This is a genomic window from Pseudomonas parafulva, assembly GCF_000800255.1.
In the GTDB taxonomy this organism is placed as follows: domain Bacteria; phylum Pseudomonadota; class Gammaproteobacteria; order Pseudomonadales; family Pseudomonadaceae; genus Aquipseudomonas; species Aquipseudomonas boreofloridensis.
In genome coordinates, this window is the sequence record NZ_CP009747.1 from 740345 (window position 1) to 752411 (window position 12067).

General features: G+C 63.1%; 12 protein-coding genes and 1 pseudogene. 11 read left to right on the forward strand and 2 right to left on the reverse strand.

What is annotated here, in order from left to right; translation table 11 throughout:
* Positions 1-12 precede the first annotated feature (12 nt).
* From ribD to NJ69_RS22590, 4 genes are all read left to right on the forward strand, one after another.
* The gene (ribD, locus tag NJ69_RS03285) at positions 13-1119 is read left to right on the forward strand and encodes a bifunctional diaminohydroxyphosphoribosylaminopyrimidine deaminase/5-amino-6-(5-phosphoribosylamino)uracil reductase RibD (protein ID WP_039576192.1); all 1107 of its coding nucleotides are present in this window, start codon (positions 13-15) and stop codon (positions 1117-1119) included.
* 16 nt (positions 1120-1135) lie between these two features.
* A complete protein-coding gene (locus NJ69_RS03290; protein ID WP_039576194.1) occupies positions 1136-1585 on the forward strand; it encodes a VOC family protein in 450 nt (149 codons plus the stop codon).
* Positions 1586-1736: 151 nt separating this feature from the next.
* Complete coding sequence (locus tag NJ69_RS03295; RefSeq protein WP_245219499.1) at positions 1737-2693, forward strand: tetratricopeptide repeat protein; 957 nt, start codon at positions 1737-1739, stop codon at positions 2691-2693.
* Positions 2694-2826: 133 nt separating this feature from the next.
* Positions 2827-2973, forward strand: a complete 147-nt coding sequence (locus NJ69_RS22590) for a hypothetical protein (protein WP_155290511.1) — start codon at positions 2827-2829, stop codon at positions 2971-2973.
* A 607-nt stretch (positions 2974-3580) separates the two neighbouring features.
* On the opposite strand, the pseudogene NJ69_RS03300 reads toward NJ69_RS22590, so the two are convergent.
* Positions 3581-4594 (reverse strand): annotated as a pseudogene (locus tag NJ69_RS03300) (IS1182 family transposase); the annotation flags it as partial.
* A 106-nt stretch (positions 4595-4700) separates the two neighbouring features.
* Positions 4701-5282: a helix-turn-helix domain-containing protein gene (locus tag NJ69_RS03305; protein ID WP_039576197.1), complete on the reverse strand. Its 582-nt coding sequence runs from the start codon at positions 5280-5282 to the stop codon at positions 4701-4703.
* Between the two features lie 156 nt (positions 5283-5438).
* On the opposite strand from NJ69_RS03305, the gene NJ69_RS03310 reads away from it, so the two are divergent.
* The 7 genes from NJ69_RS03310 to NJ69_RS03340 are packed head-to-tail and all read left to right on the forward strand — an operon-like array spanning position 5439 to position 12049.
* Positions 5439-6353 carry a DMT family transporter gene (locus NJ69_RS03310; RefSeq protein ID WP_039576199.1) on the forward strand — a complete coding sequence of 305 codons (915 nt, stop codon included), beginning with the start codon at positions 5439-5441 and terminating at the stop codon, positions 6351-6353.
* Between the two features lie 2 nt (positions 6354-6355).
* Positions 6356-7384, forward strand: coding sequence for a beta-ketoacyl-ACP synthase III (locus NJ69_RS03315; RefSeq protein WP_039576201.1), 1029 nt, complete (start codon positions 6356-6358; stop codon positions 7382-7384).
* A 46-nt stretch (positions 7385-7430) separates the two neighbouring features.
* The gene (locus NJ69_RS03320; RefSeq protein WP_039576203.1) at positions 7431-7661 is read left to right on the forward strand and encodes an acyl carrier protein; all 231 of its coding nucleotides are present in this window, start codon (positions 7431-7433) and stop codon (positions 7659-7661) included.
* Positions 7661-8878: a beta-ketoacyl-[acyl-carrier-protein] synthase family protein gene (locus NJ69_RS03325; protein ID WP_039576205.1), complete on the forward strand. Its 1218-nt coding sequence runs from the start codon at positions 7661-7663 to the stop codon at positions 8876-8878. The genes NJ69_RS03320 and NJ69_RS03325 overlap by 1 nt, the downstream gene beginning before the upstream one ends.
* Positions 8879-8906: 28 nt before the next feature.
* Complete coding sequence (locus NJ69_RS03330) at positions 8907-10721, forward strand: acyl-CoA dehydrogenase (RefSeq protein WP_039576206.1); 1815 nt, start codon at positions 8907-8909, stop codon at positions 10719-10721.
* The gene (locus NJ69_RS03335; RefSeq protein ID WP_080754708.1) at positions 10711-11175 is read left to right on the forward strand and encodes an acyl-CoA thioesterase; all 465 of its coding nucleotides are present in this window, start codon (positions 10711-10713) and stop codon (positions 11173-11175) included. Before NJ69_RS03330 ends, NJ69_RS03335 begins: the two co-directional genes overlap by 11 nt.
* Before the next feature lie 13 nt (positions 11176-11188).
* The gene (locus NJ69_RS03340; RefSeq protein WP_039576208.1) at positions 11189-12049 is read left to right on the forward strand and encodes a fumarylacetoacetate hydrolase family protein; all 861 of its coding nucleotides are present in this window, start codon (positions 11189-11191) and stop codon (positions 12047-12049) included.
* Positions 12050-12067 lie beyond the last annotated feature (18 nt).

Consider the following 12067-nt stretch of genomic DNA (forward strand, 5'->3'; position numbering starts at 1 on the left):
TCTGGGGGCTTCATGACCGAACACGCGGATCACCGTTACATGCAGCAGGCGCTGGACCTGGCGCGGCGCGGCAGCTTCACCACCCGTCCCAACCCCATGGTCGGCTGCGTCATCGTCAAGGACGACGGGGTGGTGGGCGAGGGCTGGCACGTGCGCGCCGGCCAGGCGCATGCCGAAGTCCATGCCCTGCGCCATGCCGGCGCCAAGGCACAGGGCGCGACGGCCTACGTGACCCTGGAACCCTGCGCCCATCATGGCCGCACCCCGCCGTGCTACCAGGCGCTCATCGGCGCAGGCGTGGCGCGGGTGGTGGTGGCGTGCGAAGACCCGTTCCACAAGGTCGCGGGCCGAGGCATCGCCGGCCTGCGCGAGGCGGGCATCGACGTGCACGTCGGTGTGCTACGCAGCCAAGCGCAGGCCCTGAACAAAGGCTTCATCAGCAGTGCACGGCGCGGCAGGCCATGGGTGACGCTCAAGCTGGGCATGAGCCTGGATGGCCGAACCGCCCTGGCCGATGGCCAATCGCAATGGATCACCGGCGCGGCCGCCCGCGCCGATGTGCATCGGCTGCGGCGTGAGCACTGCGCGATCCTGACCGGCATCGGCACGGTGCTGGCGGACGACCCCGCCCTCACGGTACGGCTCGATGACCCGCAAGCCTTCGTGCCGCCGTGGCGCGTGGTGCTGGACAGTGCCCTGCGCACGCCGCATACGGCCCAGCTGGTCGATGGCGCCGTGCCCACGTTTATTCTTCATGGTGTGACCGGTGGCCAGGCGCCCCGGGGCGCTGAAGGTATCCAGGTCGCCAGCCAAGGTGGTCGGCTGGACCTGCTCGATTGCCTCACCGCCCTGAACGACCGCGGCGTGCACAGCGTGCTGGTGGAGGCGGGCGCCACGCTGGCCGGTGCGTTGATCCAGGAAGGCCTGGTGGACGACCTGGTGCTGTACGTGGCGCCGAAGCTGCTCGGCAGTGCGGCGCGGCCATTGCTGGTGGGCGATTTCGCCAGCTCGCTGACGGCACCGGCAGGGTTGCGCCTGGTGACGGCCGAGGCGGTGGGAGAGGATGTGAAAATCAACTGGCGTTCGCTGCGCTCCGAGTCGGAGTGCTTCGCGCCGTAGCGATCAGGAGGCAGTCATGTCGGTATCCATCAGTCATCTACGCATCGCCCGCCCGGTGTCCGATCTGCAGCGCGCGGTCGCGATGTACCGCGACGGGCTGGGGCTCGAAGTGCTGGGCGGTTTCGAGGATCACGCCGGGTTCGATGGCGTGATGCTGGGCGATCCCGCGCGGCATTGGCACCTGGAGTTCACCCATTGCCGGCGGCAGAAGGTCGAGCCCCGGCACACGGTGGAAGATCTGCTGGTGATCTACGTCGACGGGCTGGAGGCGTTCGAAGCGTTTTGCCTGCGATTGAGCGGGAGTGGGTTCGAGCGCGTGGCGCCGTTCAATCCGTATTGGCGGGAGAACGGGGCGACCTTTGCCGATGGGGATGGGTATCGGGTGGTGGTGTCGCGGGTGGCGTGGCTGGCGCTCTTTTCATCCACCCGCGATGCTGCTGCGTCCGCTGCGCAGCCACACCGCTGATGCTCAGGGCACGCGCCAGTGCGTCATGCCGCTGCTACCTGGGTGTGGCTAGTAAGGCTCGAACCTGCCCAGCAGAGCCATTGCCTTGTTGGCTTCCATACACGCCTTTAGAATGGTCGGCCCTCGCAAGGCAGGAAATACCATGTGGTTCATGAGTAAAAAAACGCTCAGTGACGAGCAAGCGACTGCGCTCCATGAGCAGGCCTGGGCGGCGTTTCGCGAGCAGGATCTGGACACCGCGCAGGAGTGCTTCCAGATCCTTGCCAAGGCGCGTCCCGCCGACGCACGCTGGATGAATGGCGTTGGCGCGGTGAGCCTGGCACGTGACGATCGCGCCGATGCCCATCGACACTTCCAGATGGCCGCCGATCGTGATTATCCCGGCAGCCACTACAACCTCGGCATCATGGCCTACCAGGACGGTGATCACGACGTCGCCCGCCGACACTTCCAGAGGGCTGCCGAGCACAATTATCCGGGCAGCCACTACAACCTCGGCAGCATGGCCTTCCAGGAAGGTGATCACGACACCGCCCGCCAATACTTCCAGCAAGCCGCCGAGTACGATTGTCCCCGCAGCCACTTCTACCTTGGCAGCATGGCCCACCAGGATGGCGATCACGATGCCGCCGTCGAGCACCTCAACAACGCCGTGCGCCACGATCATCCGGAGGCGCTGAACCTGCTTGGCGACGTCCATCTGCATGCCGAGCGCTATCCGCAGGCTGAGCAGGCCTACCGGCGCGCGGCCGAGTTGGGCAATGTCGATGGCTACAACAATCTTGGCCTTCTTTACTTGCAGCTCGAAGACTATCAGCAGGCCAAGCAGGCGTTGTTGCAGGCCCTACAATCCGACCACGTCTACGCCCAGCACAACCTGGCTGTGGCCTATCACCGCCTGGGCGAGCTCGAGGAGGCCGAGCGCTGGTACCTGATCTCCTTCTCTGTGCACGGCAACCTGCAGTCGCTGGAGAATCTTGGGCATGTTTATGGCGACAGTGGGCGTGAGGTCGAGGGCCAGGCGCTGATCGCGGCCTCCGACAAGCTCTACGAGGATCAGCCTCTCAACGATTACGAGCAGGCGTTGATCGACCGGTTGCTGGCCTGAGCCTCAACGACTATTGAGACGCGCTGGGGTGCTGTTGCCATATAGGGTGACCTGAGCCTGCCGCCCGATCAGCAGATCAGCAAGATTGCCGTGCTGACACACCGATCTGTCGACACATCCGGCGAAGTACGCGATGCGCCACCGTATCCCGTACATCAGCATCGCCACTCAGTTCACCGAGCTGGCGTCGAAGTTGGCCGTGCATGTGGGCGGCTGCGCCCGCGCCGCCGGCCTGATAGAGGCCACGAACATCGCAGGCGTGCTGGTGCGCTGTCGCTGATGCAGCGCTTCTCGCGCATCGAGCGCATCGCCATCGGCGCGGTGATGGACGACCAGGACCTGGGCGGGCCGAAAAGCCAGAGCGACGTAGACGACTTTGCGACCTTCTGGTCGATCGCTACTAGCCTTAACTTTTTATTTGTCCCCGAATGCTGCAGACGGCGTGATGCATTTGGTGGTTCTGGTGGTAGATGTTCGAAGTATCTGCGGGGATTTGGCTGCGGGAGATTGCAGTCTGGGCGAAGAGGGCGTCACGTGCGGGCGATACTTTGCTAATGGGAATTGTTATCGATAGTGGGACGGTTCCTGTGGGAATGCAAGATGTGTTTGACCCGACATTGACTGCTATCCCGGTCGTAATCTGTGCCATGAGAGGCACCCTCACTCTCTGAGGAGCGGAAGCGTTTATTCGCGTCCGGCTGCTTTCGACCCAGGCTGTGTGAAAACGCAAGTAAGTACGTCGAGTAGCTAAAGAAGCTGGGGCAGCCTGTTAATTCAGCAGATGTAGGTGCAGATTTACTTCAGTCGGGTATCAGGTGCGGCTTGTACTATCTGGGTCTCGGCAGCGGCCCAGATAGCCGTATACGGACGTAAAGAAACGCTTGGACTCATGTCCTGATCACTTCAATCAGTCCAGCGATGCCAAAGATGCTCATCATTCGTTTGAGGTTGTAAGCCAGCACGTGAAGGCTCATCTCGGTGCTTACCCTCGGTAGGGTTTTGGTCAGGAAGTGGGTGCTTCCCATCCAGTATTTGAGCGTTCCGAAAGGATGCTCCACCGTCTGCCGGCGAACCTTCATTTTGCCGGGATCATGCTCTAATCGGTTCTGCACCGCTTCGACTACCGTTTCATGCTCCCAGCGCTTTAACCGGCGTTCCTTACCCGTCGTACACTGCTTCTGCATGGCGCAACTTTGGCAGCCCGAGAACCAGTAGCAGTGCAGCAACATGCCGTCTTCCACCGAAGAATGCCGGCGAGTCAGTAGCTGATCCGCAGGGCATCGGTATTCATCCGATGCAGCAATGTAGATGAAGTCCTGCTTGCCGAATCGGCCTTCCGCTTTGCTGCTTGATGTCAGCGGCTTCGGTACAAAAGTGGTGATCCCGGCCTGTTCGCAAGCAAGGATCTCCGGACCTTTGTAACAGCCTCGGTCGGCGACGACTGTCAGCGACTCAGCGCCGATCTCTTCGCGCGCCTGATTCGCCATATTGCTCAGTTGCGTTCGGTCATTGCCAACATTGGTGACTTCATGGGCAATGATCAGATGGTGTTTGTCATCGACTGCTGTTTGTACGTTATAGCCAACCGTGCCACTACCTCGGCCACTCGTGGCCATTGAGCGTGCATCAGGATCGGTAAGAGAGATTTGCTGATCTGGGCTGGCGTGAAGCTGCGCTTCAATGTCCTTGAGCTTCGTCATTTGCTGTTTCAGCTTCTCTATTTTTTCGCTCAGCCGTTCAACCTTGGCCTCGGCGACCTCGGGCGCTGCTCGATCCGCCGAATCCATCGCCGCAAGATAGCGGTCAATGCTCTGCTCGATCTGCTGTATGCGCGCCTTGATCTTGCCCTGGGTGAAGTTGCGGTCGCGGTTATTTACGGCTTTGAATTTGCTGCCGTCGATACAAGCGTATAAGCGCATTTTTCTTTGACAGCCAATAGCGCAACTGCGTTGATCATCGATAGACCGGATAGGCGGGAGCGGGACTGCACTGCGCGCCCGCGTCCGCTCAGGGGTGTTCGATCACCATGACAGCCGTGGTGTCCGCCTCGAACGCCTCGAACACATGCGGCAGGTTGGCCGAATAGCTGATGTAGTCACCGGCATGCAGCAGCACGGGCTCGTTGGCAGGGCCGACATTGGCGCTGCCGCTGCACAACACCACGTGTTCCACCGTGCCCGGCGGGTGCGGTTGCGACAGGCGCGCTTCCCCGGGCTGGACCTTCAGGCGGTAGATATCGCGCTGTACGCCAGCAGGGCAGTCGGCGAGCAAGGTGGCCGCGTAGTTGGACGCTTCGGCATAGGCGGTCATCCCTTCGTTGGCGCGGATTACCCGAAGATGCTGCTGGGGCTGTTCGAAAAAACGCGTCACCTGCAAACCCATGGCCATGGCCAACGACCACAAGGTCTCAATGCTGGGGTTACCAATGCCGGATTCCAACTGCGAAAGCGTCGACTTCGCGACACTGGCCCGCTTGGCCAGCTCCGTCACCGAGAGGCCTGCCAGCTGACGCTCGCGCTTGATTGCCAATGCCAGCAGGTCGATACGGCTTAGTGAATTACCGACTGATTCGTTCGTTATGTCATTCATTTGTTCTTTAAATCATCCTTAAACGGATTGACGGCCGGGCATGTGTTGTTCAGTATGTCGGCAGAAAGTTCATTATATCGATCACTTTTTTGGCCTTTGGGCCAGCATAAAGATGGCGCAGCTTACGCCATCACCCGCTGCAAGGAAGCCGTACAGATGAAGCCACATGCCCGCGGGGCAGTAGAGATGATATTGGCCATGATGATCTCCGGCACGGTGGGCTGGTTTGTCGTTATGTCCGGGCAAACGCCGCAGGCGGTAGTGTTCTGGCGCTGCCTGTTCGGCGCCCTGGCAATGCTGGTCGCGTGCCTGACGCTGGGTATCTTTCGGCGCTCGCGGCTGGATCTGAGGCAGTTCGCCCTAGTGTGCCTGGGGGGCGCGGCGCTGATGCTCAACTGGGTGCTGTTGTTCAGTGCCTACAGTTATTCATCGGTTGCAATCGCGACGGTGATTTATCACGTCCAGCCATTCATGCTGGTCGGCCTGGGTGTGGTGTTCTTCGCCGAGCGGCTAAACGCGGCAAAGGTGGGATGGCTGCTGCTGGCCTTTGCCGGCCTGGTGCTGATCGTCGTGGCCAAGCACGGCGGTCAGGCGGTGGGTTCAGATTACCTAGTGGGTATATGCCTGGCACTAGCCTCGGCGTTCTTCTATGCCGTTGCGGCGGCGATCACAAAGCGCCTCAAGGCACTGCCCGCGCACCTGATCGTGCTGATCCAGATGGTGGTCGGCGTCGTGTTGCTTGCGCCTTTCGTGGATGTGAGCACGGTGGACATTGCGGTCGACACATGGACATACCTGGTGATCATCGGGGTTGTCCATACCGGCGTCATGTCGACGCTGCTTTACAGCGCTATCCAGAAGATTCCCACGGGGTTGGTGGGGGCGCTGTCCTACATCTATCCGATCGTCGCAATCCTGGTCGACTGGATTGCCTTCGGTCACCCCCTGGGGATCCTGCAGATGGCTGGCGCCGCCGCCATACTGCTGGCCGCGGCGGGGATGAATTTCGGCTGGACAATGGCGCGGCATGGCGCCGGCCTGAGCAATTCATCATCTAAACAAGGGAGTTGATCGTGGCTGTGATCCTGTGTGGACTGGGAGGTTGCCTACCGCCCCAGGCAATTGACAATCAGGAGATCTCCAAGGGGCTGGATACCACCCCCGAGTGGATCGAATCGCGTACCGGCATTCGTGAGCGGCGCATGGTCAGTGCAGGCATTGGCGTGCGTGAACTGGCCATCAAGGCGGGTGCACGAGCCATCGCTTCGGCGGGTGGTCGTCGCATTGACGCCCTGGTGGTCGCGACCACCTCCCCGGAGCGAATCTGCCCAGCCGTGGCGCCGGAAGTAGCCGCCAGGCTGGAGCTCGGCGATATCGCCGCCTACGACATGACGTCCGCTTGCAGCGGTTTCGTCTATGGGCTGGCGACGGCGGCAGGGCTGATCGCTGCCGGTATCGCCGACACGGTCCTGCTCATCGGCGCCGAAGCCTTCACCACCTTCGTCAATCCGCATGACCGCAGTACGCGGCCGATTTTCGGAGACGGTGCCGGCGCCGTGGTGCTGCGCCGCGGTGAGGCCGAGGAGGCTGGCTCGCTCGGTTGTTTCGACCTGGGCAGCGATGGCGGCCGTTCCGACTTGCTGGCGATACCCGCCGGTGGCTCGAGGCAGCGCGGGGCCAGTGGTGGGCTGGGTCATGGCAACGTGGCAGCGGATGAGTTTTTCCTACACATGGAAGGTCGCGCCGTTTATGAGCAAGCCGTTGCGCGTATGGCCGCCTCGGCTCAGGCCGTGCTCGACCGGGCGCAGTGGTCGATGGAGCAGGTTGACTGGTTCGTCGGCCACCAGGCCAATGTGCGCATCTTGCAGACCGTGGCCTTCGAATTGGGCCTGGAGCCTGAAAAGGTCGCCGTCAACATCGAGCGCCTGGGCAACACCCTGACCGCCTCGATTCCCTTGCTGCTCAACGACCTTGCACTTCGCGGCGACTTGCAGGCCGGCCAGCGCGTACTGGTGAGCGCCTTCGGCGCGGGCCTGTCGTGGGGCTCTACGGTGCTGCGCTGGCCGCAGCTCAATACCCGCGACAGCGAGTGGCAGGACTGATCTCGCTTTTTCCAACCCCGCTTTACCAAACAACAGGAGTTATGTGATGACCGTTAGCAATGAAGCAATCGCCCAGGCTATCTCCGCACGTTTCAACATCGAGGAAAGCCGTATCCTGCCCGAAGCCTCCCTAGAGGACCTGGGCTTCGACTCACTGTCTCAGGTCGACCTTGCGCAGTTGCTGCGCAAGAAGCTGGGTGTGCAGATCAGCGATGCCCAGCTGTCGGACGTCGCCACGGTGGGTGACGTCCTGGCGCTGGTCAACGGTAAAGCGTGATGAGCGCTGATTCGGTGGTGGTCACTGGGATTGGTCTGGTGACCCCGGCGGGTATCGGGGTCGAGGAAAACTGGCAGCGGATCCTCGCCGGCCATACAACGGCGGCTACGGACAAAGCCCTTGAGGGTTTACCGGTGCAGATTGCCTGTCGGGTGCCAAGCTTCGACACGGCACTGCTGGGGCTGAAAAACCCCTGGCAGTGGGACCGCTATGCCCAGTTCGCGTTACTCGCGGCGCGTCAGGCGCTGGCCGATGCCGGCCTTGAAGCGAGACAGTGGCGCGATGAAAGCCGGGTGGCGGTGATCATCGGCTCGGGAGCCGGCGGCACGGCCACGCTCGAACAGCAGCATGCGCTGCTGTTGAGTGAAGGCGCCGACGAAATCTCGTCGCTGACCCTGCCCATGGGCCTGCTGAACATGGCCGCCGGGCAGGTAGCCATAGAGCTGGGCGCCCGTGGCCCATGCCTGGCGCCGTGCTCTGCCTGTGCTTCCGGCGCGTCGGCTCTGGGCATGGCCAAGGACCTGATCGACCGCGGAGTGTGCGACGTCGTCGTCGCCGGTGGTGCCGAGGCGCCGATCACGCCGCTGTACGTGTCGGCGTTTGCCCGCATGCGTGCGCTGTCCGCCAACCCTGATGCGGCGACGGCATCGCGCCCGTTCGATGCGCAGCGCAACGGCTTCGTCATCGGTGAAGGCGCCGGTGTCTTCGTGCTTGAGTCTGCGGCACATGCCCGTGCCCGTGGAGCAAGAAGCCGAGGGCGCCTGCTGGGCTATGGCGCATCGGCTGACGCCCATCACGTCACCACGCCGCACCCGCAGGGGTTGGGCGCGCGCCTGGCGATGCAGGGGGCTTTGCGCGATGCGGGTATCGAATCCGCAGAGGTCGACTACGTCAACGCTCATGGGACCTCAACGCCAGGTAATGATGTGGTCGAATCGAGGGCCATCGCCGAAGTGTTCGGCAGCCGCATGCCGGTCAGCTCAACCAAAGGAGTCACCGGCCACCTGCTGGGTGCAGCCGGTGCCATCGAGGCAGCCTACACGCTGCTGGCACTGGAGCACGGGCAACTGCCACCTACGGCCAACCTGCGAGACCCTGACCCGCAGATCACCGTCGACCTGGTACGTGCCGCGCCACGCAGGCAGCCGATCAAAGTGGCGCTTTCCAATTCATTCGGATTCGGCGGACAGAACGTCTCACTGGTCTTCGCCCCCTGAAGACGCCCGTTCATTGCAAGGACTAGCCATGACCCACCCAAGCACTGCGCAGGCGCGCGACGAGCTTCGCGACCTGCTGTTCGCTGGTACCTTTGAAAGCCACCATCAGAGCATCCGTGATGCGCTGTTCGACCCTGTCTTCGACCCACGCCAAGGCTTGAATCTCGAGCAGGCCGGGCGCCTGGCCTATGCCCGCAGTCGGCATGTGCATGCGGCGCTGGAGCGCCCACTGCAGATCCTGGCCAACCCGCGTCGCCTGTTCGCCCTGGCGGAATGGCCGAGCCTGCTGGATGTCGCCAGCTTCTCCTTGCTGATGGTCCATTACAATCTGTGCCTAGGCACGGTGTACGACCATGCGCACGGGCGCCAGGACATCGCCGAGCTTACCGAGGCGCTCGACGTGCTCACCTCGTTTGGCCCCTACATGGCCACCGAGCTGGGCTACGGCAACAATGTCGCGGCGCTGGAAACAGAAGCTGTCTACGACCCGCAGAGCCAGACCTTCACGCTCAACACACCGGGTGCGCACGCGCAGAAGTACATGTCCTACAGTGGCTTTGGCGACATCCCCAAGGTCGCCACGGTCATGGCCAGGCTCAAGATCGATGGCAAGGACCTGGGCGTCTTCCCCTTCCTAATCAGGTTGTCGACTGAAGCAGGGCTGTGCCCGGGTATCCGCGCCGCGCTGTGCCCGGAGAAGCCCGTGCAGGGGCTGGACAATGGCCTGACCTGGTTCGACAACGTCCGGGTGCCCCGCAGCAGCCTTTTGCACGGGGACATGGGCCACTTCGCCGATGATGGCCGCTTCGTGCTCGGCTCCGGCAATGCCCGGGCCCGCTTCCTGCGCGCCATGTCGCGAATCATCCCCGGTCGCCTTTGCGTGGCCAGTGCCGGCCTTGGCGCCAGCCGGGCCAGCCTCTACATTGCATTGCGCTATGGCCAGCAGCGCCTGACCAACGCGCCGGGGACCAACGGCATGCCGGTCATCGAATACCGCAGCTACCAGCGCCCGATGTTCTCGGCCCTGGCCAGCGCCTACGCGATGACCTTGCTGCTCAACGAAGCCAAGGCGCGCTTCCTGGCCTGCGAGGATGAGCCCTCGGCCGAAGTGGTCAGCCTGATCAATATCACCAAGGCCCTGGCGACCTGGGACGCCAGCGCCGTGATCGCCGAGTGCCGCGAGCGTTGTGGCGCGCAAGGCATCTTCAGCACCAACCGCATCGCTGACTACGGCTCGCTGCTGCAAGGGCTGGTGACGGCCGAAGGCGACAACCTGGTGCTGCTGGGGACCGTCGCCGGCCAGCTCCTGGCTCAGGATTGGCAGGGTGACGAGCCGGCACGGCCAGGCCGGGTGAGCAATCTGGCCGAACCAGAGTGGTTGATCGCGGCACTGGCCTACCGTGAGCATCAGCTCTGGCAGACCATCCGCGAGGACATGGCGGGCGACGAGCGCGGTTACTTCGAGGCCTGGAACGATGCCATGAACCCCGGGCTGGCGCTTGCCCGCCTGCGTGGCGAGCGGATCGCCCTGGAGCAGCTGTGGGGCGCGTCCTTGCATGCCTGTCAGGACCAGACCAAGGCAGCGCTGGCAGCGCTCGCCAGCCTCTACGGGCTTAACCTGCTGCAGCGCGACGCTGCCTGGTTCCTGGCCCACGATCGGATCGATGCCGGCCAGGCGCTGTCGCTGGAGGGTGTGATCGATCGCCAGTGTGCGGTGGTCCGTCCGCATGTGGCGACGCTGATCGATGGCTTCGCCTTGTCGCCCGAACTACTGCGCGCCCCCATCGCGCAGGACGATTACATCCAGGCATTCTGCAAGGAGGTCAACGCCAATGTCGACTGATACTCGCCGCGCCCGCATGGCGCCGCTGCCCGCCAATGTGCACACTTATCGATGCCCAGTGCGCTGGTCCGACATGGACGTCTATGGCGTTGTCAACAATGTTTCGTTCCTGCGCCTGCTTGAAGAGGCTCGGGTGGATTTCATCTGGCGCCTGGGCGCCGAGCAGGGCGACGCGTTCTTCAGCGGCGGTTCGGTGGTGGTGCGCCATGCCATTGAGTACAAGCGCCCCCTGGTCCACCGACATGAACCGGTGGACATCCATATGTGGGTGTCTGACATCCGTGCCGCGGCAGTCACTATCGAGTACGAGGTGCGCGATGGCGACACCCTGTGCGCCCAGGCCAGCACCACCATGGCCCCATTCAATTACGAAGGGCGCTACCCACGGACCATGAGCGATGAGGAAAGCGCATTCTTCGAACGCTTCCTCGACCCGCGCAAGGCGGTCGCATGAGCGGTGTCATGACATGCGCCTGCTGAGGGTCGGGGCCGCTGGCCAGGAGCGCCCGTGCGCGCTGGCTGGCGATGGTTCGGTACGAGACATGGGCAGTTGGGTCGACGACTGGGCAGGGCCTGCGCTGGAGATCACGGCTCAGCGTGAGCTGGCCGAGCGCTTCTCGCGCCTGTGGCGGAGCCTGCCGGAGGTGGACGTGCAGCGCGAACGTATCGGCCCGGCGTTGCGCCCGGGGCAGATCCTCTCGATCGGCCTGAACTATCACCGGCATGCACGCGAGGCCGGCATGCAGGTGCCGGACGAACCGATCGTGTCGAGCAAGTCGGTGCATGCTCTGGCCGGGCCTTGCGATGTGCTGCAGTTGCCACGCGAGGGCAGCAAGACCGACTGGGAGGTCGAGCTGGGTGTCGTCATCGGTTGTCGTACGCAGTATCTGGCAAGCCCGGAGCAGGCACGAGCCTGCATTCTCGGTTACTGCACCGGCAACGACCTGTCCGAGCGCAGCTGGCTGCTTGAACGGGGCGGGCAATGGATCAAGGGCAAGTCCTTCGATGGCTTCGCGCCGTTAGGCCCGTATCTGGTCACGGCCGATGAGGTGCCTGCGCCGCAGCGCCTCGAATTGGTGTGCAAGGTCAATGGTGTGATCATGCAGCATGACAGCACCGAGGACATGATTTTCGACGTCGATCGGCTGGTGCATTACCTGAGCCAGTTCATGACTCTGCACCCTGGCGATGTGATCCTGACCGGCAGCCCCGGCGGCATGGCCCTGGGGCGGCCCGACCAGCCCTTCCTGCGCGAGGGCGATGTGGTCGAGGCCGAAGTGGTCGGCCTCGGTGCCCAGCGTCAGGTGTGCCGTGCGCCGCACGGCTGAACGTATACAAGGAGTTGA

Coding starts and splice junctions, on each gene's coding strand:
- ribD (WP_039576192.1), top strand. CDS start 13: ATGACCGAACACGCGGATCACCGTTACATGCAGCAGGCGCTGGACCTG.
- NJ69_RS03290 (WP_039576194.1), top strand. CDS start 1,136: ATGTCGGTATCCATCAGTCATCTACGCATCGCCCGCCCGGTGTCCGAT.
- NJ69_RS03295 (WP_245219499.1), top strand. CDS start 1,737: ATGAGTAAAAAAACGCTCAGTGACGAGCAAGCGACTGCGCTCCATGAG.
- NJ69_RS22590 (WP_155290511.1), top strand. CDS start 2,827: ATGCGCCACCGTATCCCGTACATCAGCATCGCCACTCAGTTCACCGAG.
- NJ69_RS03305 (WP_039576197.1), bottom strand. CDS start 5,282: ATGAATGACATAACGAACGAATCAGTCGGTAATTCACTAAGCCGTATC.
- NJ69_RS03310 (WP_039576199.1), top strand. CDS start 5,439: ATGAAGCCACATGCCCGCGGGGCAGTAGAGATGATATTGGCCATGATG.
- NJ69_RS03320 (WP_039576203.1), top strand. CDS start 7,431: ATGACCGTTAGCAATGAAGCAATCGCCCAGGCTATCTCCGCACGTTTC.
- NJ69_RS03325 (WP_039576205.1), top strand. CDS start 7,661: ATGAGCGCTGATTCGGTGGTGGTCACTGGGATTGGTCTGGTGACCCCG.
- NJ69_RS03330 (WP_039576206.1), top strand. CDS start 8,907: ATGACCCACCCAAGCACTGCGCAGGCGCGCGACGAGCTTCGCGACCTG.
- NJ69_RS03335 (WP_080754708.1), top strand. CDS start 10,711: ATGTCGACTGATACTCGCCGCGCCCGCATGGCGCCGCTGCCCGCCAAT.
- NJ69_RS03340 (WP_039576208.1), top strand. CDS start 11,189: ATGCGCCTGCTGAGGGTCGGGGCCGCTGGCCAGGAGCGCCCGTGCGCG.